Raw genomic sequence first — 21,526 nt, 5'->3', positions numbered from 1 at the left:
TCTGGTAAAAAGGCACCCCCAAGCGGGCGTCGTATAATGGCATTACCTGAGCTTCCCAAGCTCATGACGAGGGTTCGATTCCCTTCGCCCGCTCCAGAACACCCTGCCGAACCCCTGAAATGCCTAGCGTTTCGGGGGTTTTGCGTTTTTGGGGGGCGGGAAGGTGTCGAAAAAGTGTCGATACTGCACGCTTGCCATCATGGAAGGAGGCACCGCATGCGATACCCCTGTGGTAACCCTGTGAGGATTGGCGATCCTGTGCTGATCGAGTCAGGCCGGACGTCGGGAGTGATTGAAGCAGTCATCGAGACGGCTGAAGACATGCGCGAATGGCAAGTCGACGAGCCTGGAGTTCTAGTCAGGACGGAACCGTTTGGCCTCGTGTTCTGGCCTGCGAGCGACAGTGCCCCTGTGATCCTGGCAGCCAGGTAAGCTCAGTGACTGGCGCTCTGCGCAACTCCTCCCCAGGATGGCTCTCAGAGAATTAGCGAAGCTGCCCTGTTGCCCGTAGAGGAATGCAATATGTTGATTGATGCAACGTTCGTGGACCCTCTAAACGAGCACGGCTCGTTCGGCGAGACAGTTCAAGCTGCTCAGCAGAAGAACAAAGAAATTGAAGCATCAGGTATCAACGGAAAAATCTTCCACCAGTACGCTTTCAACGGCAGAGAACTGGTCATCAGCACGAACGACAACGCATACCTGCGCATCTTCTCTGAAAACGAAATCCTCAAATGGGAAGTCCGGTCAGCGCCCCTAGCGATTAGCTCCCTCTCTCCAACAGAAAGAACTTCGTTCCAACTTCCCAACGGCAAAGTGCTCCCTTGGGACTGGAAGCCGACACTTGATGGGTTTCTAGGAAAGCAATTCGCCATCTCAGCAAGCGACCAGAATCTATTTCTGTTCTGGCGCGGAGGCGAAGAACATATGATTTCCTTGCTAAAGAACACGTCAAATGACGAGATCTACATGCTCATAAATGAGGCGTAGCTCTTGCTATCACTTTGCCTATCTCAGCGGCCCAAATCTGACTGCATCAGCCAAGTGATCCACTGACAGATGTGCATACCGCATCGTCATCGATAGCGACGCGTGCCCCAGGATGTGCTGCAACGTCACGATGTGCCCACCGTTCATGATGAAGTGACTCGCGAACGTATGCCGCAGCACGTGGCTGGCCTGGCCTCTCGGGAGCTTGATCGACGTGGACAGCAGTACGATGCGGAACACGCCGAGGCAGTTGGTGAACGATCCATGGGTCTGCCAGTGCTCGCGAATCTCTTTGGCCAACCCTTCAGAGATCGGAACCGAGCGAACGCGCTTCGACTTCGTATTGGCAAAGATCAGCGTATTGCCCTTCAAGCGATCCAGGGTCAGTGCCTGCGCTTCTCCCCATCGAGCACCTGTCGCAAGGCAGATCCGAGCAACCATCTTCGGATGCGGCGACGTGGTACGAGCATCGAGCGCGGCCAGCAGCTCAGATACCTGATGCGTGGTCAGGTATGACAGCGGCTTCTCCTGAAGCTTCAGGGGGCGCATGCGTCCAACGGGATTCTCGTAGTCGACGGTCCCCAGCTGTCGTAGCTCGTTGTACATCGACTTGAGGTAGCCAAGGCGGTTGTTGGCGTACTTGCCCGACATGCCTTTAGCGACCTGCAAGGAACGCACACGGGCCACTTTCGCCGGCTCCAGGGCTACCGCCACCGGGTCCCCCAAATCCTTCGCTATCAGCCGCAGAATAGCCACACAGCGCTTACCGTTCGCCAGAGTCTGGCCATGTAACTCGTACCAGAGTTCGACCAGCTCGGAGAGCTTGCGGCGGTCCTTCGGCTTGATCGTCCAGCCCGGGTTCTCGGAGCACTTCTGACGAGCATTGGCTTCAAACTGCTGCGCTTCCATCTTGGTCTTGAACCGCTTGCGGAAACGCTTTCCCTTGATCGGCTCGACATCGACGAACCAGCGGCCATCGGGGAGCTTGGTGATGCTCATCAGATGGCGTATCCACGCCTCAAGTAGCGATCATTGATTAGCCCGCAGATGTGCTTCTCGAGGTCGCGAGTGCTGTAGCCCTTGGCCGTGTAGTGGTCTTCGATCACATGCCAGAAGGGGAGCGTTCTCCCGACCTCAAGTGCCTTTTTTGAGGGAATGCGCTCCCGCGCGATCAGGCTGGCGAACTGACCAAGGAACATCTCGCAGTTCTTGCCGGAGAAGCCCTGTGCGGTCTTGTAGTAGCGGCGATACTCGGTGCGCTCAATCAGCGGATCGGCCTCTACCTGGACCTTGGTATCCAGCGTGATCAGCGACCAGAAAGGGTCGTACCACTTCGGGTCTTTCAGCAGCAGCCGGAAGCTGTCGCAGGCGTATTCCCACAGGCCTTGCAGGTGCGGACATAGGCCGGCGTAGGTACGACAACCGATCACCTCACCCGAGGACAATTTGGAGCCTTCGGAGAACTGCTGGACTATCGAGTGATGGAAGCGAAACTCGATACGCCACACGGTTTCCTCTGGGTTGTAGGCAGGTTCCCCATCACCAAAGGGATCACCATTCAGTGACGCCCATACGTTGCTCCAGTAATCGAGCTTGTCGGTAGCACGTGCCTGAAGCGTCTTGTTGTAGATGCAGAGCTGCATACCGTTGGCCGAGCCGAACATGAAGGTCTCACCACGCCCATACACCGAGGCGTTGCCATGGAACTCGATACGGTCGATGCCGCTGATCTGCCGCACACGAGTCGAACGACAGCGCATGCGCTCTACGATGTCCGCGGACGGCGTCCAGCCCTGCACATCCAGCGCGAGATGCACGGCGCACTGGTTCGTTTCACAGTGAGCGAGCACGGCACTAGCCAGGTCATCGAGCATGCCTTGCAGGATCGCCGGGTCAGCGCCATCCAGGGCGTGTGGGGATACCTCGATCTTGAGGTGCGGCCCGATGTTCTCCAGCTTTACGTTGTGATTTTTGATCAGCAGGATCAGGCCCGTATCGGCGTTCTGCAGGCGGTACTGGTAGCCGGAATCGCGCCCTACCCTGCCCTTGACCCACTGGTAGCCGGCGAACTCCACGACGTCTTCCGGCTCATCGAACAGCGCCATCACTTCGAGACGGATCATGCCGTTGTATAGCTGGCGGACCGTATCCACACCGCAGCGCAGCAAGCGCACACCGGACAGATCAGTGAACTTGGCCAGCTTGTCGTCGAAGAACAGGCGCCCCTCGGGCGACTCGTAAATCTCGCCAGCGGACTTAACCGTGACACGGACTTGATGCTTTGGCTTGGTCATTGAAGTGCTCCAAATAGCTACGTAATGAAACAGTGATCAGTGGGTTATCCGACGTGTTACAGGGGCGTCGGCCGCGCCCTCCGGCAGGGCGCTCGTGCCTTACGCTACTTGCCGGGGGCGCGGCCAACGCCCAGCTCTCGACCCTCAATAGGGAAACGCCACCGCAGGCGAGGAAGATCCCAGGACCGAGAGCGCGCCCAAGAGGAAAGCCAACGCCAACAGCACTAGGTCATAGGTCCAGTCGGGTAGTTGCATCGCGCTGCCTCCGTTGCCTTTTCGCAGGCATGAGTTGGCCCGGCACGGATAAACAGGCGCGCTCGCCGGTTCATCTGCGCTATCGAGGTTTTGCAGTGGGATATGGGTATTGAATCAAACAGCCGGCGGCGCGACTAATCGTTTGATTTGATGGCTGAAAGCCCGTCCTAGACGCACTGGAACGAATAGTGACGGAACGACATTCAAGGTCAGGAGCAGGCGTTCCGAGCCATCAGCTTCATTGATGGCTGACGCCACCAACACACCAAGGGCGCTGCCCTTGTCATCCCGCTCTTGCCGCCGAGGGCTCGGGAGCGCGGGGCGGAGAAGCTGCCCCACGCTCACCGGCCGAGGCTGATGAGGGGCATGCGTTCAAGGGTTCGCTCCGCCCGTGCTTCCGTTCGCCGGAACGGTGGAGCTGTTCCGACGAGCCGGGAGCGCGGCCCTTGAGCGCGAGTCGTCAGGGTGGGTGACGCGGCCCAGTACGTTGCCGGAACCGTGCCGGTCGCGGTACCGCATCACCCGGATCGTGCGGATGTTTTCCCAGAAGGCTTCATCCGCGAATGCTTTTTCTGCTCCGGGCTTGAGGGTCAGGAAATGCGGCCCACCGCGCAGGCCTTCGGCGGGGAGCACAACACCAACGACACGTACCCAGCGCCAGATTGGGTCTGGCTCTTCATCGAACACCATTTCGATCAGGACGGTCTGGCCCAGGTAGTGCACTGCGCTCTGAGCATCCAGGGTGATGGACGAGCTAGTCATGGTTGTAATCCCCCGCACCGAAGGTGGCCTTGCCGCGCTCCATGTCATCGCGGAAGCGGGCAAGGTTGATCATGCGGAAGCAGCCCATCTGGATACTCGGGACGGTGCCGTCCTCCGCCCACTGGGCCGCTTCGTCGTAAGTCACGCTGCACATCTCCGCGAAGGTGACGATGCCGCACAGGTCCAGATTCCATCTCTCCTTGCTCACAGTCGTTCTCCCATTCCGTCGTTCATGCCGTCCACTCCTGTTCCAGCAACCAGGCGCGGAGCAATGCGCTATTCACTACGCGCAGCTTGCCGAGCTTCACGGAAGGCAAGATGCCCCGGTATACCCATGCTCGGGCAATGCCGTAACTAATGCCGTTTCGGTCAGCCCACTTCTCGATGCGCTCCAAATCCTGCTGCGGCCCTACCAGGGCGCTGGGGTTCAGCTCTTCCAGTTCCATGCTCGTTCCGTCACTATTCGTTCCAATAGCCAAATTCATCCAGTGGAATAATTGCACTGGAATATGGCAACTATATTTTCCAGTGAAACTATTCCACAAGAGCCTTGTTAGACCTTTATGGAATCAATACAGAGCAGAGCTAGAACACTTATATCTAAGGCAGGAATGGACCGGCTGGTGAAGGAGAGCGAAATTGGCTTTCAACGCTGGCATAGCGTCCGCTTCAAAAGCGTTCGAATGAGCACCGAGGAACTGGAAGTGCTCCAAGTATTGTTTCCAAGCTACCGCTTGTGGCTAATCTGCGGCGAAATTGCCCCTGAGATTGGGCAGACTAGCCCTGAATACGATGATGCAAACTCAAAATTGCCCAATCAAGACGCGGGATAGCACTAACCAAGATATTAACTTTGCGCTGGTTTTCCCCAAGGATGAAAGGAAATGGAGAGAATAGATAACAACCATTTTAGACTTCTCGAGTGAAAATCAAAAAATAGCTCATCTACATCAGTTTTATTCCTGCCCCTTCAACTGCGAATGTTTAAATCGGATACGGCAAAATGGAACTTTTAAGTAACTTACAAACTGCAATTGACATTTTCCAGCCGTTTCGCAAACTGGGGAAAATAGCAATAACCAAAGGCAAGTCACGACTGACAACTCCATATAGAGTAGAAAAACTCACAGATGATTTTTTCAGCTCTAGATTAAAAGTTGGCACATGTATTACAGTAAGTGGAGTCCTTAGCCGATACGCTCCGACTTACCGCCCCATGTCATATGTCCCTACAATTACACGGGACTCTCAAGCTAAAGTTACGGGAACGAAATATGATTTCGAGTCACGAAGAATAATTAAAGACAAAGTCTTAAACGCTAATTTCACTTCATTTCAGTTTCCAGTTCAGGCCTTGCCGCCAATTAAAACTGATGACGGAAAATTTTGCATTGCTTATCTCTTCCCAGACACATTTAATGGACTTCTTTTAGAAGAAGACCCACAAAAAAAAGAAAACCTCTCAGACCGACTTCTAATTAAAGACAACTGCTGCCCTATTCCAGTATTGATTCCGGAAATCATGCTGGAGAATTATTCTGAATACGCCGTCACCCTTACTGGAGTTTTAACTCTACTGCCAGACGAGGTGCACGAAAAAATAGACGCGGGAATGTGTGAAACGCGAGCGGCGTTTTATCGAGCCTTCCATCGCCCAACATCGCTGCGAACTTCCTTCTGTATTGACTGCAGGTCCAATCTCGACTCCGACATAAGATCAAAATCTCGCTTAGAGAGCTTTCCAGCTGCAATCTATATCGAGGGACATTTTGAAGGAGTTATTGACAGCACCTACTACTATGACTTTAAAACATCCGTCCCACATGGATTGGATTTAGACTTCAGCTATGCAGACCATCCAGGGAAAACTCTATATACAGTCGAAGACCCCCACATATCATTAATAGGGTCATTCCCTAGCATTTTCGGTTTTTATATTGAAGCGAACCTAACTGACAGTAGAGATCTTGACTTAAAACTAAACAAACTTAACAAGTTTTACACTGAATTCAGGAAAAACTCCGCCAGAACAGTAAAGAAAAGAAACAATATTGATCTAAGCTTCAAGCCAGACTTTATTTTTGACTGGAGAAAACAGAACTTCTTCCACCCCAAAGGAGTGCTTGCAAATAGAGAAGTGGATGAGGTTATCAAAAGAAACTCAGAGTTGGAAGAAACCGCTCTTTGGCTGAGAGGCAATCAACAGTAGGAATTCGTAAAACTCCTACCAGACATCCGCATCGACCTCTGGTGCTCGCGGCTCGCCCGGACATAGGCGCAAGCAGCGAGCAAAGGGCCGGGGTAGAGACATGAAGCCTCTGTATAACCTCAAAAAAACACGGACAAAGGGGCAGGTAGAGACTTAGAAAAACCATCAGCGATGGAATATATGGTCGAAAGACTAAAGATCACAAATATGCAGACACTTCTGCTTAGTCAATAGACTAAGCTTCAAGGGGGGCGGGACAAAAATAAACCTATCAATTCTAGGACACTGTTCTACAGAAAACCAGACTCCGCGGCGCCTCAGGAAATCGCTAGTTTTCTAACTCCGTATGCTCTTGGTCCTTTCGGTAAATCTCTCAAAGAAAATACAACAACATCGCCAACTGCAATTCCATCGTCTTCGATTTCGTCATAAAAGAAAAAGACATCTTTCCCCTTTTCTCGGCGAATAAACCCAAAACCTTTAAAGGTGTCGTATGCACTAACTACGCCCTTATGGGTATCTTCTCGCTCAGCCATACTTTAACTCCACATCTCAGCCTTACTAGGAACGCCTGCAAATCTCTCGACTAACTGTCGCCTCAAGGCTTTAGCTGTTGACCTATCTGTTCGAGACAAAATCCCTATCGAATATATCAACCGTCGATAGTTATTTATTACTCCGATTTTCTTATGAGATGAGACAGGCCTCCTCAAGAGCCTACTGCACTCATAAATTATTTTTGCTTTTGCTTGAAAATCATATTTAGGAAGAATATTACCCATTCGCTCACGCAAAGATTTAGCCTGCGCATGTTTCAAGCGGGTCAACTTCGAAACCTGACCTGACACTCTATTCCATAGCGAATGATACTCTACACTGAAGCAGTCTTTCGCGTACTCTTTCTCGCAGATATAAACTAGATGCCTTATATGGCGGCGTTCATCTTTTCTCAGCTTTGGAACGCCATGCCCAACCCATACTCCGGTCACTGCATAATCTGCATTTATATCATCTGACCGCTCAACTTTTGTTTTCTTTGAATTAAGGCGAAGATCATGCTTACGAGCCATTGCGGCTATTGACTTAATGGCTAGCGTCGACTCTTCCTGGGAAATAGGCTTAGTAGCAGAGACTGTAACGTCATCTAGCAAACGCGAATACGCCAAACCCTTAGCTCGAAACTTGCTAACCAACGAATACTCTGAGTTATGAAAAATAAGATTAGCCACATAACTAGAAGTGCATGCGCCTTGTGGAACTCTACCTTCAAGCATGACGAGTCGAGTCAACAAACAACTCACATCGTCCGGGAAACTAAAAAAATTCTTAAAAATCGATAAAACACTGGGCTCTCGAATGGAATTATAAAAATCCTTTATATCCACACTAACAAGAGCACCAGATCCTGCATGAATCTTACTATTCTCGATATAGTCCCTAGGAAATTCCACATCCTTTATTCCACCTTGTAGGTAGCTAGGAAAAATTACGAGTTCAAAAATCCTAGAGTTAATTCTTTTCTGAAGCCTCTTCAACTCATACTTCGGCTCATATACATCTCGTTGCTTTCCGTTCTTAGAGAAAATTGTGAACTTCACATAAGAGCTAGCAGGATCATCGGCGAGATCACAAAGAAGCTTAGGCACGACGCCTAAGGTTCTTGCGAGAGCATCAATTGAAGATATTGGGCGATACGGGTAGTAAGGCTTATCCATTGCCATACATTCCTTAAGAAAAGCAAGGGTAGAGAGTCGGTTATCCAGCAATCTCACTAATAAAAGCGATTACCTTCTTAGCCAAGCCAAGCAAAGCCGAAACGGTCAGTGCTTTAACCACACCTAGTACAATTTTTTTGCCCAATCCAGTAGTGTCTCCACCAACCGGCTGAGTGCTCTTTACTTTCTTAGAAAATTTTACAACAACCAGAATATACATCGTTATAACTCCTTAAGTAATTGATATATGCGTCACTAGGACGCGCCAGACCAATTCCGCCGGAGACAAGGGATATTAATATTGAACTAGGTGGACTCTTCTACCATTACGCCAGACAACCGTCGCATGGACCTCTGATGCTCGCGGTGCGCGCGGACATATGCGCAGGCAGCGGGCAAAAGGGGCGCGGGGGGCCGGTCATGATCCCAATGGGATCGCCTCGATACTCAGAGGCATCGTTTCCCTCGTGGATTTCCAAGAAAGCATTTTTAAAGAGCGAAAAACAGGCGAGATACACCTGCAGCGAAAAAGCTATCTAATTTGGCGTCTAGATGTCAATACGCCATCGCTCCATCCCGAGCACTAGATCGAGAAGATGTACGACTCGAGGCTGTCGAAAAAATGTCGAAAACGATGGAATAAAGAGGCATGAATCCGAACCAGAAGGCTCCGGGATCCGCCCGCAAAGCAACACACTGCGACGCAATGAAATGCAGGCCACAAGGGTTCGATTCCCTTCGCCCGCTCCAGAATCTCAAATAAAAGCCCCCGACAGCGTAAGTTGCCGAGGGCTTTTGTTTTCTGGCCCAGTCCTTTGGGCGCCTATCTAAACCTTAGGTCGCATGGGGCAAGAGAAGAACGAGCGGGTCCCCACGCCATTCCTTGACCTATTGCCCTTCACGCGAGCGGCAGTGGCAGGCACCAAGCCGCGCCTGGGTGTGCGTCCCAGAAGCCGTATCCGACGATACGGCCTTTGCGTTGCAACGGAGGAGGAATCAGGCGTCAGGCTTTTTCGGCCTCCACAATCCGCCGGTACTCTTGCTGATACTGCTCATACGGCAGGTTGCGCTGCTGCAGTTCGGTGAGTTTCTGCTCAAGGGAGGCTTGTTCGGCCGCCTTCGATGGCGAGTTCGCGACAGGTTGGGATCGGGCAAGCGCACTCGCGCCGCGTACATCCGCCACAATTGATTGCGACAACGCTTCAAGCTGCTTGTCGGTCATCGCCGAAAGAATCCCCTCCCACGCACTGGACGATGTGTCGTAGTTGCGCGAGCCCATGAGCTTGCCGGTCTGTCCATCGAGGTATTGCACCTCGGAATTGACCCAGGCGTTGCCGACCATCACTCCAAGGTTCACCCGTTCACCGGTGGTCAGATAACGGAAGTTCGTGACGTTGATCCGGACCAGGGTCGCGGGTGCCTGTGTCAGGCGTGTCTCCCCCATCTGCTCCGAGTACTTCATGCCTGCCACCACAGCCTGGCGCTGCATGGCATTCATCCAGACGTTGCGCAGTACGTCCCATTCGGCATTGCTCTGTACCCGCTCGGTGCCCGTGATGTTGAGGACGATGGCGCCACGCGTGTCGGAATACAGCGCCAGTGGTTCCTCAGCAGACCTTTTCACCTGTGCAGAACACCCCACCAGCAACGCCATCAGCAATGCAGCGATCAGTTTCATACGACCTCCCTGTCAGCAATGAACTCATTTTGACATCACTCAGCAGCACAAGGGGAAGGGGCGGATATCCCATCCACCCCATCGCTCACTCACACCCCAGCCTTCGCCCCATCCCGCTCCTCCAGCAACGCCTGAATCACCTGCTCCTGCTCCTCATACCCGCCCTCGCCGATCGACAGGTGGCGAATCCGCCCCTGGGCGTCGATGAAGTAGTGCGCCGGCCAGTACTGGTTGGCGAAGGCGTTCCAGAGGCGGTACTGGTTATCCAGCGCCACGGGGTAGTGGATATCGTGCTGCTTCACCGCCTCACGAACGTTGGCCGGCACGCGTTCGAAGGGGTACTCCGGGGTATGCACGCCGATCACCACCAGGCCCTGGTCCGCATACTTCTTCGCCCAGGCGTTCACATACGGCAGGCTGTGCTGGCAGTTGATGCAGTCGTAGGTCCAGAAGTCGACCAGCACCACCTTGCCGCGCAAGTCGCGCAGGTTCAGTTCGGGGCTGTTGATCCACTCCACCGCGCCTTGCAGTTCGGGAGCCGGGCCGAGGTCGGGCAGGCGTTCGGCGCCGTGGGCCATGTCGCCGGGCATCAGCTGGCTGATGAGCGCCGGCACGCCGTCGATGACCTTGCGCTCCAGGCTGTTCACCAGCGTGGATGAACTGCCGGAAGCCAGTTGCGCGCTGGTGCCGCTGGCGATGCCGACCACGGCCAGCAGGGCGAGTACACCGGTGGCGCGGCGCAGGCCTTCTATGACGGCCATGCGCGGCCGCATCTGCTGCATCAGCCGGCGACCGGCGAAGAGCACGATGCCCAGCACGGTGGCGCTACCCAGGCCGTAGGCGAACAGCAGCAGGCTGGTCTGCGCGCTCGGGCCTTGCAGCATGGCGCCGGAGAGAATCAGCCCCAGCACCGGCCCCGCGCAGGGCGCCCACAGCAGGCCGGCGGCAAAGCCCATCACCCAAGCGGAGAACGTCGGCGGCATGCGCCGGGCTTCACCGTGCAGACGATCGCCGATCCAGGCCCAGGGACGCGCCAGCCAGTCGCTGAAGCGCGGCCAGAGCAGCGCCAGTGCAGAGACCGACAGCAGCACCAGCGCAAACCACCGGCCCCATTCGCTGGCGGCAATCACCCAGTTGCTGGAGACGGTCGCCAGGCTCGCCAGCACGGCGAAGCCGCTGGCCAGGCCGAGCAAGGTCACCCAGGGCGACCACGCCGGGCCGCCGGCGCGCTGCAGCAGCAAGGGCAGTACGGGAAGAATGCAGGGGCTGAGCAGGGTCAGCGCCCCGCCGAGAAAGGCGATGAGCAACATGGGCACCTCGGTGGGCCGTCGGCCCGTGGGGGTCACGCTTGGGATAAACGCCGCAGCCTTCCGTGGCCGCGGCCCAGGGGAATCAGCCGCCTTCGTTGCAGTTGGTGGCGAACTTGCGGTAGGCCACGCTGTGCGGCTTGCCGTGGGAGTCCAGGTAGTCCATGCGGGCGTTGACGATGCCGCAGTCGAAGGGCGACGCAGCCTCTTCCTGGATGGCGACGACCTGCTTCACGTCCAGTTTCTGGCCGTAGTGGTACGGCTCGGCGGGCTGGGAGTCGGCAGCCTGGGCGCCGAAGCTGGCGAAGGCGGCGAGGGAAGCGAAGAGGCAAGCGTTGGCAAGCTGGATGGCTTTCATGGTGGTTCTCCTGTCCTGTGTCGGGTTTGGCCGGCGGGGGCTGTGTGCCTCGCCGTTGGTGCCCATTTCACGTTCAGGAGGTATCGGGCTTGTGTCGCGCAGGCCCGTGGTTTGCTGCGCCAGGTGTCGGCGACGGCTGTAGATACAGTGGAATACAAAGCACGGAAGGCAAGCGCGGCGCTGCGCTATAAACTCGCCTCAACCCACTACGAACGAGGCACCGGCATGGACCATGTCGATCACGTACTGATCGTCGACGACGACCGCGAGATCCGCGAGCTGGTCGGCAACTACCTGAAGAAGAACGGCCTGCGCGTGAGCCTGGCGGGAGACGGCAGGCAGATGCGCACCTTCCTCGATGCCAACTCGGTGGACCTGATCGTCCTCGACATCATGATGCCCGGCGACGACGGCCTGAAGCTGTGTCGCGAGCTGCGCGTGGGCAAGCACAAGTCCACCCCGGTGCTGATGCTTACCGCGCGCAACGACGAGACCGACCGCATCATCGGCCTGGAAATGGGTGCCGACGACTACCTCACCAAGCCTTTTTCCGCCCGCGAACTGTTGGCGCGGATCAACGCCGTGCTGCGCCGCACCCGCATGCTGCCGCCGAACCTGCAGGTCAGCGAGGCCAGCCGGCTGATCGGCTTCGGCCGCTGGAAGCTCGACACCACCGCGCGCCACCTGCTCGACGAAGATGGCACCCTGGTCGCCCTGAGTGGCGCCGAGTACCGCCTGCTGCGCGTGTTCGTCGATCACCCGCAGCGCGTGCTCAGCCGCGAGCAACTGCTGAACCTCACCCAGGGGCGTGAAGCGGACATCTTCGACCGCTCCATCGACCTGCTGGTCAGCCGCCTGCGCCAGCGCCTGCTGGACGACGCCCGCGAGCCGGCCTACATCAAGACAGTGCGCAGCGAAGGCTACGTCTTCGCCCTGGCCGTCGAACTGCTCGAGCCCAACGAATGAAATCCCTCCTGCACTGGCCTCGCACGCTCGCCGCGCGACTGGCGCTGATCTTCCTCGCCGGGCTGGTGTTCGCCTACAGCCTGTCGTTCTGCTCGCAGTTCTACGAGCGCTACCAGAGTGCGCGCAGCATGATGCTGGGCAACCTGGAGACCGACGTCAGCACCGCTGTCGCCCTGCTCGATCGCCTGCCCAAGGACGAGCGCGAGGCCTGGTTGCCGATGGTGCAGCGGCCCAACTACCGCTACCGGCTGGATGGCGGTGAACCCGGCGAGCCGATGAACATGGCCCAGGCGCCCATGGCGGCGACCTCCATCGCCGACGCCATCGGCCCCCGCTACGGGCTGCGCTTCGAGACCATTCCTGGCTCGATCCCGCACTTCCAGGTACACCTGAAGCTGGCCGATGGCATGCCGCTGACCATCGACGTAACGCCCAAGGGTGTGCCCGTGGCGCAATGGCTGCCCTGGGTGCTGATCGTCCAGCTGGCATTGCTGCTGTTCTGCACCTGGATCGCCGTGCGCCTGGCGATCCGCCCGCTGACGCGCCTGGCCCAGGCCGTGGATCATCTCGACCCGGACGCCCCGGCGCCGGAGCTGGACGAACGCGGCCCCAGCGAAGTCGCCTACGCCGCCCGTGCCTTCAACGCGCTGCAGGGGCGCATCGGCTCCTACCTCAAGGAGCGCATGCAACTGCTCGCCGCCATTTCCCACGACCTGCAGACACCCATCACGCGGATGAAGCTGCGCGTCGAACAGATGGACGATTCCCCCGAACGCGAGCGCCTGTGGAGCGACCTGGAAGAAATGCAGCACCTGGTCCGCGAAGGCGTGGCCTACGCACGCAGCATGGACGGCGCCAGCGAGGCGGCGGTGAAGGTCAACCTCGACGCCTTCCTCGACAGCCTCGTGCTCGACTACCAGGACAGCGGCCAGGCCGTGGAGCTGCAGGGCAGCAGCCATGCCGTGCTGGAAACCCGCCCCCACGCGCTGCGCCGGGTGCTCACCAACCTGGTGGACAACGCCCTGAAGTTCGGTGGTTCCGCCCAGGTGGAAATCGAGCGCGATACCCTGGGCATCGTGTGTGTTCGTGTACTCGACGACGGCCCGGGCATCCCCGAGGAGGAACTCGCCGAGGTGGTGAAGCCCTTCTACCGGGTAGAAAGCTCGCGCAACCGCAGCACCGGCGGCACTGGCCTGGGGCTGGCGATTGCCCAGCAGCTGAGCCAGGCATTGGGCGGCACGCTGACCCTGTCCAATCGCACCAGCGGCGGGCTGTGCGTGCAACTGGAACTGCCGCCCGCCCGATAATGTACACAGAGATACAAGACGGCCTTCCCCGGACACATCCGGGATAAGGCCCGTCGCCAGGATGGCTCCACGAACAGCGGCGGCACCCCGCCCGCCGCGTTCCCCCCAAGGAGCCCGCCATGAACCGTCCCGCCGAACCTGCCCGCCTGCATGGCTGGCGGCTGTTTTCCCTGCTGTCGCTGCTGGTGCTGATCGTCGCCGCGCTGGCCCTTTGGTCCCAGCCGCAAGGGGTGGAAGCGCTGCGCAGTTCGATCCGCGTCACCGCCCGCACCTCCTTCGCGCTGTTCCTCGCTACCTTCCTCGCCTCATCCCTGGCGGTGCTGGTGCCGAGCGACTTCACCCGTGGCCTGCTGCGCGAACGACGCTTCCTCGGGCTGGCCTTCGCCTTCTCCCATGCGGTGCACGCGGTGCTGATCATCCTCTACGTGAAGTTCTTTCCCGAAACCTTCTGGCACGGCCGCAGCGCCGCCGCGAACATTCCCGGCTCGGTCGGCTACCTGTTCATCACCCTGCTGGCCGTCACTTCCTTCCCCTACGCGGTGAAACTGCTCGGCACCCGGGCCTGGAAAGGCCTGCACAGCACCGGCAGTTGGGTCATCGCCGGGGTGTTCTTCCTGTCCTTCTACAAGCGCCTGCCGATGGGCTCCTGGTACCCGCTGGGCTTCGGCCTGATCTTCAGCGCCATCGCCTTCAAGCTCATCGCCAAGCTGGCCGTCCGCCTGCGCCGTAGCACACGCCCCGCCCTGCCGAACGCCTGATCCCGACGTCTTCCGCCACCGGGCGAAACCATCGCCCGGCCGGCCCAAGCCTTGCCCACGACCGATTGCCCACAACATTGCCCACGAGGTGCGCCATGCCCCTGCTGACCCTGAACCCGCTCAAGACCGTTTTCGACCAACTCGACCGCCTCGCCGCCTGGGGCTGGGACGTCCCGCTGCGACTGTTCCTGGCCTGGGAGTTCTTCGAATCGGGGCTGGAGAAATGGCATGGCGACAACTGGTTCGAACAGATCCACGCCAGCTTCCCCTTCCCCTTCAACCACTTCTCCGCCGGCTTCGACTGGCAGGTGTCGATGTGGGCCGAGTTGATCGCGCCGGTGCTGCTGTTGCTGGGCCTGGCCACGCGGTTCGCGTCGGCTTCGCTGATCGTCGTCACCCTCGTCGCCATCGCCTCCGTGCACTGGCCGGCGCAGTGGTCGAGCCTGGCTGAACTGGCCCAGGGGTACTCGATCACCGACCATGGGTTCGGCAACTACAAGCTGCCGCTGATCTATCTGGTGGCGTTGGTGCCACTGGTTTTGAAGGGAGCCGGGAGACTCAGCCTTGATCACATTGCCAAAGGTTTAGCCCACTGATTCGACGCAGCAATTGTCGGCACTACGCGAAGCGCAACGTGACACGCCGGTTGTGCCGACTCTTCTTCTCAATCCGCTCGCAAAGCACCTGCCCAATTTCTCGGGTATTGGAGACGTGAGTACCGCCGCAAGGCTGAATATCCAGCCCCGCGATATCGATGAGCCGTACCGCTCCAGCGAACGCTGGTGGAGCAATCAAAGTTCGACTCATCGACCGTATCGCCTGATCATCATCTTCGCCAATGAACCGTGCACGAACTTCCAGCTGACGTTCGACCAACTCATTGAGCTGGAGCGTCAGAGAGTCCCGTTCAAGAGTCGACTCAGGTAGATCGAAATCCAGACGCGCCTTGTCGACGGCGATGCTACAACCTGTCACCGGCGCATCAATAAGGGAGCACAGTAGATGCAGACACCGATCACACCGCCACTATTGCAGTTCGGTGCAAGCTCACCAGGAGGACTCTGTGGGAAGAGACAGCGGTAGCAAGGGCCACTCTCATGGTTGAAGACGCTCACCTGCCCATCAAAGCGATGCAATGCGCCATACACCATTAGTCGCTGCAGTAGAACGCAGGCATCGTTGACCAGATAGCGCGTGGCGAAATTATCGGTCCCATCCACGATAAGGTCATAGCAACCCACAAGCTCCAAGGCGTTGTCCGTATTCAGCGCACAATCATGGGCATTGATCGTAATGTCGGGATTGAGATCCTGCAGTCTGCGTCGAGCCGATTCCACCTTAGCCAGTCCTACCGACCCAGTGCCATGGACAACCTGCCGCTGCAAGTTGCTGCTCTCCACTCGATCGAAATCCACCAACCCAAGCGTGCCCACTCCGGCAGCAGCCAGATACAGACTTACCGGTGATCCTAATCCGCCAGTGCCGATGACAAGTACGCGCGCCTTCTTCAAGCGCAACTGCCCCTGACGCCCCACGTTCGGTAAGGTAATATGCCGAACATAACGACGTACCTCATCGTTACTCAACTCATCCAGATCCAGCCCCCCGGAAGTCGCCAGCAAGACTTCCAGATCAGCATCAGGTTGCAATGGGCCATCACCCTCAACCAATTGTCCGCTGGAGGTCAAAAGAAAGTGATCCTTGACTTGGCGATTAACATGAAAAAGATGGTCGCGTAGAGCGGCGTGCTGGGAACACAGGAATTCCAGCCGCTCTCGGGCAGTACTACCTTCACTGACCATCTGAGTAGATGGGAGCTTGGCGACACGAGCCAATATTTCGGGGAAGATCACCTTATTCATCACAAACTCCTTCATTTATGCGGGCGATGTGCTCGTGGCCGGAAAACTCTCGACTGCAAACAAACTTCTCGTCATTCCATTCGAATAATTTGCTACCCACTGATTGGCCGTTACGGACATCGACGACCAGATAAGCGACAGGATGAATGGGCTGCCCCATGAACAGGGCCTTGCCCTGATCCTCCTGGCTAAAGTAGGCCCCAACATCTGGATGCGAGTGATAGATGATCCGAACTGGAACGCTATCCTGCAGACTTCTGCTCAATAGCAGAGTGTCTGCCACCGAGAAGGTATAACCACTGGCAGCCGTACGTTGATAGGTATCCGGGCTACTTCGATTGAGCTGGTTCTGAATGTTTTGCCCCTCATGCACTCGAGCATCGGAGAATACAAAACCACAGCACTCTTCAGGATACGACGCAGCGGCATGTCGATATACTTGGCGCAGGACTGTGTTTGACAGGAGATTCAGGTAGGCCATAGCTTTAACTCCTTGGCACCCGGAGCCTTTCCAAGGGCACCTTCGTTATTGCAAAACCTACAAGCAGCAGAAGTGAATACAGCACCAACTCACGCGAGATCGACAGCCCCTCGTACCAAGCACCCAGAATCACCGCGAACACAGGAAAGATGATGAAAACGAAGGACAGAACAACCGGACTCAGACGTTTCAGCAGCACGAAATAAACAATGAAACCGCCTACTGACGCGAAGATGCCCAGATAAGCCAACGCCCACCAGGATCGTGCAGTGATGTTGGTAAATGAAGGCGTTTCCACCACCAAGCCAAGGGTAAATAACATCAGCCCGGCAATACCAATCGGCAATGTGTTATAGGTGATGACACTGATTTCAGAGCCTTTCTTCTTGGTCACCACATAACACATGGCATGCAGAACAGCAGCTCCGAGAATTGCCAAAACCCCCTTAAATTCGGCGTGATCAATGCTGATCCCCTGAACGTGCAGAATCATGAAAAGACTTCCGAAGCCAATCGCAATCCCGAGGATCTGTGACACATAAATCCGCTCGCGTAAAACGACAGCGGAAAAGGCCAGAATGAATACCGGCATGCAACTGAAGATGAGTGCCGTCAAGCCAGAAGAGACATGGATTTCGCCATAATTAAGCAAATAATACGGTAGACCGAAATAACAGAACGTAACGAAAACAAAAAATCCGCGAGCGCCTCTGGGAAAAAATATGGGGGCACGACGAATAAACGAAAATAGCAAAAATAACGGAAATGCAATTAGGAAGCGCAGCCCGGACGCAGTCAATGGCGGCACACTTTCGATGGCGATCTTGATCCCCAGCCAGGTTGTTCCCCAACTCAGGCAGACACAAAGGAAAAGCAGACCGGTAACAGTCCCTCTAAGCCACCTTCTTCGCGGCGTATCGACCATCCGCGTCATAGACGAAATCGTCATGAATTTGCTCTCTCAACAGCGAACGATTGTTTGGTGCTAATCTTTCGACTGACACTCTTAATTGAGGCTATTGAGAGAAAAAATGCCTGTCAAACCAAGTATTGACACCATATCAATTCTGAAGAGTGCACTGAGCTCCTCTTCCGGAACAAAGTACAAACGTCTGGCCAGAGCCATAGAAACAAGCATCCTCAGTGGCTCCATCGTTGCCGGCGCGAAGCTATTTCCGCATCGTATTCTGGCTGATCAGTTAGGCGTAACAGTCGGCACTATTAGCCGCGCCTACGCGGAGCTAGAGCGTTTGGGACTGGTGGAAGCACGAGTGGGCGACGGTACATTCGTATGTCGTCGTGGGCAGGAAAACAAGCGCGACGATGGTTTCCGGAACTTCGTCGAACAGGCTCCGGAACTGTATGACATGAGCCGCAACATGCATATTCCAGGATCGGAAGTTTCCCTACTAGAAGAAAGCCTGAAGAATCTTTCCTTTGATAGGCAGAAACTTCACGACCTAATGCTCTATATGCCTGACGCAGGACTTCCTCGCTTCCGACAGGCAGGAGCCAAATGGTTATCCAGTAATGCTTTCGAAGCACAAGCGGAGCAAGTTCTGTGCGTGAATGGAGGACAGCATGGACTGGTATGCGCGCTGATGGCATTACTGCGATCTGGAGACACTATCGTCACCGAGCAGCTCACCTATCCAGGCCTGATTTCCGCGTCGCGTCTGCTGGGCGTGCGGCTACTGGGTATCGCAATGGACGAAGAGGGGCTGATACCGGAGTCGTTGGACGAGCTCTGCCAGCAGTACCGCATCGCGGCTCTTTACTGCACACCAACACTGCAGAACCCCACGACATCGATACTTTCTCTTCCCCGTCGAGAAGCCATTGCCAGCATCTGCAGGCAACACAACGTGTTGATCATTGAAGATGAAGCGCACGCACTCCTGGTCGAGGATCGACCGCCGCCGCTAAGCCACTTCGCGCCAGAACGAAGCATACTGATCGGTGGGCTCAGCAAAGCTGTCTCAGCCGGTCTGCGCGCGGGCTACATCCACGCGCCCGCAAGCTTGGTCAGCCAGATTGCATCGGCAATCCGATCGTCTTGCTGGATGGCCACGCCATTGACAATCGAACTCGCTACCCAGTGGATCGAGAATGGCACTGCGACCAAATTGCTGCAGCGGCAGATCATCGAGATCAAGCGCCGCAAGGAGTTAGTGGCGGAAAGTCTCAAGGGGTTAACTTACCGAACACATTCCTACTGCCCGCACTTCTGGATTGAAGTACCCGAACCGTGGAGGGCCTCTGACATCGAACAAGATCTAAAACTAAAGAACGTTCTAATCACCACGGCGGAAGCCTTTGCCGTGGGCCGCGCGGCGGTTCCGCAGTTCGTGCGAGTCAGTATCAGTAACGCAACCCAAGACGACCAATTGCTGCAGGCTGGCTTCAAGACACTTGCCAGCACGTTGCTTCAGGATGATCCCCTGGGAGGCATCCCTCTCAGATGCCTCCCACGGAATTGATCAGGGAATGACGAACCCCACCTCGATATTCCCGCGAGTCGCCTTGGAGTACGGGCAGATCTGGTGCGCCTCGGCCACCAGCTTCTCCTTGTCCTCGGCCTCCAGCCCCGGCAGGTGCACGGTGAGCTGGGCGGCCAGGGCGAAGCCGCCGGCGGCGGTGTTGCCCAGGGAGACTTCGGCGTCCACCGCCACATCGGCCGGCAGGCGCAGGTTCAGCTTCTGCCCGGCGCGGCGCAGGGCGCCGATGAAGCAGGCGGACCAGCCGATGGCGAACAGCTGCTCGGGGTTGGTGCCGGGGCGGCCGGAACCGGGCGGGCTCAGGGGCAGGTCCAGCTCACCGTCGGTGGTCTGGCCGCGGCCATCACGGCCGCCAGTGGTATGCGTGTGGGCGGTGTAGATCACGGTTGCCAGGGTGTCGGTCATGACGCTTCTCCTTCAGGGACGATGCAATGGGGGACGACGGGGAGTGGTGCAGTTCGGGCGGGTGCCGAGCACCACGCCTTGCTCTTTCAGGTTGCGCAACAGGGCAATGCCCTGCCCTTCGATGGCGGCCGGTTCGACGCCGGAGATTTCCGCCAGCGCCTTGAGGTGTTGGCGACCGGTGAGCTGCCACTGTTGCAGCGACACCAGCAGAGCATGGGCCAGCGGGGCCACGCGCGAGAAGTACACCTTCAGGTCGGTATCCCGGCGCGCCAGCAGCAGTGTCGGTTCGGCCGGCGCCTGCAGCGGGATGTGTCCGGGACCGATGTGGCTGACCGGCCAGGCATAGGCCAGTGGCACGCTGAGACTGGATAACAGCGGCACGCCCTCGAGCAGGTCACCGTCCGGGTCATGGGCCGGCTCGGCGCTGTCGCTGAGCAGCAGCTCGGTCTCGATGAATTCGTAGTGCGCCAGTTCGGCGATCCAGCCGGGCTGCTCGGCGCGGCCTTCCAGGTAGTCGACGAATTCGCCGGCCACCTCGGTGAACAGCGGCGTCTGGCAACGGAAGCCGGCGTAGAAGTCCTCCGCCAGCGCCTGCCACTGCTCGCCCGGCAGGCTGGCGTGCAGCACGGGGAAGTTGCCGGCGAGCAGCGCTTGCAGGTTGCCGAAGAACAGTTGCCGGTACACCGCCAGGCGCCGCGCCTCGATGCCGGGCGGTGGCGGGTTGGCCTGCGGATCGCGGATGTAGCGGGTCATGCGCAACTGCTGTTCGCGCAGGGACTCAGCCATGGCGCACCTCCGGTTGGCGCACGGCGCTTTGCAGGTTGCGGATGTAGTCCACCTCGCCGAGCAGTTCGGCCAGCGGCGGCAGGTTGAAGTCGCGCTCCAGCAGGGTCGGCACGCTGCCCAGGTGCTGGTAGGCGCTGGCCAGGAGGGTCCAGACATCGTCCTTCACAGCGGCCCCGTGGGTGTCGATCTTCAGGTCCGGCGCTTCGTCGTAGTGGCCGGCGACGTGCAGGCAGACGACGCGCTCGGCCGGCACGCGGGCGAGGAAGCCGGCAGCGTCGTAGCCGTGGTTGTGGGCGTTGACGTAGAGGTTGTTGACGTCCAGCAGCAGGTCGCAGTCGGCCTCGCCGAGCACCGCACCGAGGAAGTCGATCTCGCTCAGCGCCTGGTAGGGCGCCGCGTAGTAGGAGATGTTTTCCACGGCGATGCGGCGGCCGAGGACGTCCTGCACCTCACGGATACGGCTGGCGATGTGGCGCACGGCCTCGTCGGTGAAGGGCATGGGAATCAGGTCGTAGAGGTGTCCTTCGTCGGAGCAGTAGCTCAGGTGTTCGCTGAACAGCGGCACCTGGTGCCGGTCGAGGAATTCGCGGACGCGGCCGAGGAACACGTGGTCCAGCGGCTCGGGGCCGCCCAGCGACAGCGACAGGCCATGGCAGGACAGCGGGAATCGTTCCGCGAGGCGGGCCAGCCCTTCGCCGTAGCTGCCGCCCACGCCGATCCAGTTGTCCGGCGCGACTTCGAGGAAGTCGACGGCGCGGTCGTCCATCGTCAGCAGGTCGGGCAGCATCGCGCGGCGCAAGCCGAGGCCGGCTCCTTGCAGGGATGCGGTAGTGGTCATGGCGATCTCCTTGGGCGAGGGCCTTCCCCGGCCGATGGCGCGGGGAGGCGTCGGCGT

The 21,526-nt window shown here is 57.5% G+C and carries 22 protein-coding genes, 1 tRNA gene and 2 pseudogenes; 8 read left to right on the top strand and 17 right to left on the bottom strand.

Annotated features, from left to right (window positions below; all coding sequences use genetic code 11):
* Nucleotides 1–22: 22 nt before the first annotated feature.
* Both UB43_RS07045 and UB43_RS07035 read left to right on the top strand, forming a co-directional pair.
* Nucleotides 23–96, top strand: a tRNA-Gly gene (locus tag UB43_RS07045).
* A 426-nt stretch (nucleotides 97–522) separates the two neighbouring features.
* Nucleotides 523–990 (top strand): hypothetical protein, encoded by a 468-nt coding sequence (locus UB43_RS07035; RefSeq protein WP_045209723.1) that lies wholly within the window; start codon nucleotides 523–525, stop codon nucleotides 988–990.
* Nucleotides 991–1,008: 18 nt separating this feature from the next.
* On the opposite strand, the gene UB43_RS07030 is transcribed toward UB43_RS07035, so the two are convergent.
* From UB43_RS07030 to UB43_RS07010, 5 genes are all read right to left on the bottom strand, one after another.
* Nucleotides 1,009–1,989 carry a tyrosine-type recombinase/integrase gene (locus tag UB43_RS07030; RefSeq protein ID WP_045209722.1) on the bottom strand — a complete coding sequence of 327 codons (981 nt, stop codon included), beginning with the start codon at nucleotides 1,987–1,989 and terminating at the stop codon, nucleotides 1,009–1,011.
* Nucleotides 1,989–3,284: a hypothetical protein gene (locus UB43_RS07025; RefSeq protein ID WP_045209721.1), complete on the bottom strand. Its 1,296-nt coding sequence runs from the start codon at nucleotides 3,282–3,284 to the stop codon at nucleotides 1,989–1,991. Before UB43_RS07025 ends, UB43_RS07030 begins: the two co-directional genes overlap by 1 nt.
* Before the next feature lie 627 nt (nucleotides 3,285–3,911).
* Nucleotides 3,912–4,301 (bottom strand): hypothetical protein, encoded by a 390-nt coding sequence (locus UB43_RS07020; RefSeq protein ID WP_045209720.1) that lies wholly within the window; start codon nucleotides 4,299–4,301, stop codon nucleotides 3,912–3,914.
* On the bottom strand, nucleotides 4,294–4,509 hold the full coding sequence (locus UB43_RS07015) for a hypothetical protein (protein ID WP_045209719.1): 216 nt from the start codon (nucleotides 4,507–4,509) through the stop codon (nucleotides 4,294–4,296). The genes UB43_RS07020 and UB43_RS07015 overlap by 8 nt, the downstream gene beginning before the upstream one ends.
* A 22-nt stretch (nucleotides 4,510–4,531) precedes the next feature.
* A complete protein-coding gene (locus UB43_RS07010; RefSeq protein WP_023084896.1) occupies nucleotides 4,532–4,747 on the bottom strand; it encodes a hypothetical protein in 216 nt (71 codons plus the stop codon).
* Nucleotides 4,748–5,304: 557 nt separating this feature from the next.
* Between UB43_RS07010 and UB43_RS29535 the strand changes: the two genes are divergently transcribed.
* On the top strand, nucleotides 5,305–6,510 hold the full coding sequence (locus tag UB43_RS29535) for a hypothetical protein (protein WP_156160364.1): 1,206 nt from the start codon (nucleotides 5,305–5,307) through the stop codon (nucleotides 6,508–6,510).
* 317 nt (nucleotides 6,511–6,827) lie between these two features.
* On the opposite strand, the gene UB43_RS29065 is transcribed toward UB43_RS29535, so the two are convergent.
* The 6 genes from UB43_RS29065 to UB43_RS06995 form a co-directional block, all read right to left on the bottom strand.
* The gene (locus UB43_RS29065) at nucleotides 6,828–7,046 is read right to left on the bottom strand and encodes a retron Se72 family effector protein (protein ID WP_082085797.1); all 219 of its coding nucleotides are present in this window, start codon (nucleotides 7,044–7,046) and stop codon (nucleotides 6,828–6,830) included.
* A 3-nt stretch (nucleotides 7,047–7,049) separates the two neighbouring features.
* Nucleotides 7,050–8,225 (bottom strand): reverse transcriptase family protein, encoded by a 1,176-nt coding sequence (locus UB43_RS29060; RefSeq protein WP_256204904.1) that lies wholly within the window; start codon nucleotides 8,223–8,225, stop codon nucleotides 7,050–7,052.
* Nucleotides 8,226–8,265: 40 nt separating this feature from the next.
* Entirely contained in the window at nucleotides 8,266–8,445 is a 180-nt protein-coding gene (locus tag UB43_RS29530) for a hypothetical protein (protein WP_124182451.1), read from the bottom strand.
* Between the two features lie 783 nt (nucleotides 8,446–9,228).
* Complete coding sequence (locus tag UB43_RS07005) at nucleotides 9,229–9,903, bottom strand: DUF4410 domain-containing protein (RefSeq protein ID WP_052969514.1); 675 nt, start codon at nucleotides 9,901–9,903, stop codon at nucleotides 9,229–9,231.
* Between the two features lie 89 nt (nucleotides 9,904–9,992).
* Nucleotides 9,993–11,213, bottom strand: coding sequence for a cytochrome c biogenesis protein DipZ (locus UB43_RS07000; RefSeq protein WP_045209718.1), 1,221 nt, complete (start codon nucleotides 11,211–11,213; stop codon nucleotides 9,993–9,995).
* 82 nt (nucleotides 11,214–11,295) lie between these two features.
* Nucleotides 11,296–11,568 (bottom strand): DUF2790 domain-containing protein, encoded by a 273-nt coding sequence (locus UB43_RS06995; RefSeq protein WP_045209717.1) that lies wholly within the window; start codon nucleotides 11,566–11,568, stop codon nucleotides 11,296–11,298.
* Between the two features lie 225 nt (nucleotides 11,569–11,793).
* On the opposite strand from UB43_RS06995, the gene UB43_RS06990 reads away from it, so the two are divergent.
* The 4 genes from UB43_RS06990 (at nucleotide 11,794) to UB43_RS06975 (ending at nucleotide 15,195) form a co-directional block, all read left to right on the top strand.
* The gene (locus UB43_RS06990) at nucleotides 11,794–12,534 is read left to right on the top strand and encodes a response regulator (protein WP_045209716.1); all 741 of its coding nucleotides are present in this window, start codon (nucleotides 11,794–11,796) and stop codon (nucleotides 12,532–12,534) included.
* Nucleotides 12,531–13,841 carry an ATP-binding protein gene (locus UB43_RS06985; RefSeq protein ID WP_082085795.1) on the top strand — a complete coding sequence of 437 codons (1,311 nt, stop codon included), beginning with the start codon at nucleotides 12,531–12,533 and terminating at the stop codon, nucleotides 13,839–13,841. Before UB43_RS06990 ends, UB43_RS06985 begins: the two co-directional genes overlap by 4 nt.
* A 119-nt stretch (nucleotides 13,842–13,960) precedes the next feature.
* On the top strand, nucleotides 13,961–14,599 hold the full coding sequence (locus UB43_RS06980) for a membrane protein (protein WP_045209715.1): 639 nt from the start codon (nucleotides 13,961–13,963) through the stop codon (nucleotides 14,597–14,599).
* A gap of 95 nt (nucleotides 14,600–14,694) precedes the next feature.
* Nucleotides 14,695–15,195: a DoxX family protein gene (locus UB43_RS06975; RefSeq protein WP_045209714.1), complete on the top strand. Its 501-nt coding sequence runs from the start codon at nucleotides 14,695–14,697 to the stop codon at nucleotides 15,193–15,195.
* Between the two features lie 22 nt (nucleotides 15,196–15,217).
* On the opposite strand, the pseudogene UB43_RS30215 reads toward UB43_RS06975, so the two are convergent.
* The 3 genes and pseudogenes from UB43_RS30215 to UB43_RS06960 all read right to left on the bottom strand — a co-directional run.
* Nucleotides 15,218–15,610, bottom strand: a pseudogene (locus tag UB43_RS30215) (alanyl-tRNA editing protein); the annotation flags it as partial.
* A pseudogene (locus UB43_RS29050) lies at nucleotides 15,607–16,942 on the bottom strand (ThiF family adenylyltransferase); the annotation flags it as partial. The pseudogenes UB43_RS30215 and UB43_RS29050, both read right to left, overlap by 4 nt.
* Nucleotides 16,943–16,946: 4 nt before the next feature.
* On the bottom strand, nucleotides 16,947–17,876 hold the full coding sequence (locus tag UB43_RS06960) for an EamA family transporter (protein ID WP_218187692.1): 930 nt from the start codon (nucleotides 17,874–17,876) through the stop codon (nucleotides 16,947–16,949).
* 97 nt (nucleotides 17,877–17,973) lie between these two features.
* Here UB43_RS06960 and UB43_RS06955 point away from each other — a divergent pair, with 97 nt between their 5' ends.
* A complete protein-coding gene (locus UB43_RS06955) occupies nucleotides 17,974–19,422 on the top strand; it encodes a PLP-dependent aminotransferase family protein (protein ID WP_045209710.1) in 1,449 nt (482 codons plus the stop codon).
* On the opposite strand, the gene UB43_RS06950 is transcribed toward UB43_RS06955, so the two are convergent.
* Genes UB43_RS06950 through UB43_RS06940 form a run of 3 tightly spaced genes read right to left on the bottom strand, consistent with a single transcriptional unit; the run spans nucleotide 19,423 to nucleotide 21,469 of the window.
* Nucleotides 19,423–19,845 (bottom strand): organic hydroperoxide resistance protein, encoded by a 423-nt coding sequence (locus UB43_RS06950; RefSeq protein ID WP_045209709.1) that lies wholly within the window; start codon nucleotides 19,843–19,845, stop codon nucleotides 19,423–19,425. It abuts the gene before it with no gap.
* A 12-nt stretch (nucleotides 19,846–19,857) separates the two neighbouring features.
* Nucleotides 19,858–20,631: a DUF2063 domain-containing protein gene (locus UB43_RS06945; RefSeq protein ID WP_045209708.1), complete on the bottom strand. Its 774-nt coding sequence runs from the start codon at nucleotides 20,629–20,631 to the stop codon at nucleotides 19,858–19,860.
* On the bottom strand, nucleotides 20,624–21,469 hold the full coding sequence (locus UB43_RS06940; RefSeq protein WP_045209707.1) for a DUF692 domain-containing protein: 846 nt from the start codon (nucleotides 21,467–21,469) through the stop codon (nucleotides 20,624–20,626). The genes UB43_RS06945 and UB43_RS06940 overlap by 8 nt, the downstream gene beginning before the upstream one ends.
* Between the last annotated feature and the right edge of the window lie 57 nt (nucleotides 21,470–21,526).

This window comes from Pseudomonas sp. 21 (genome assembly GCF_000955805.1).
GTDB lineage: Bacteria > Pseudomonadota > Gammaproteobacteria > Pseudomonadales > Pseudomonadaceae > Pseudomonas.
Note: the sequence above shows the minus strand (reverse complement) of the source record. Positions and strands in the feature narration are given on the sequence as shown.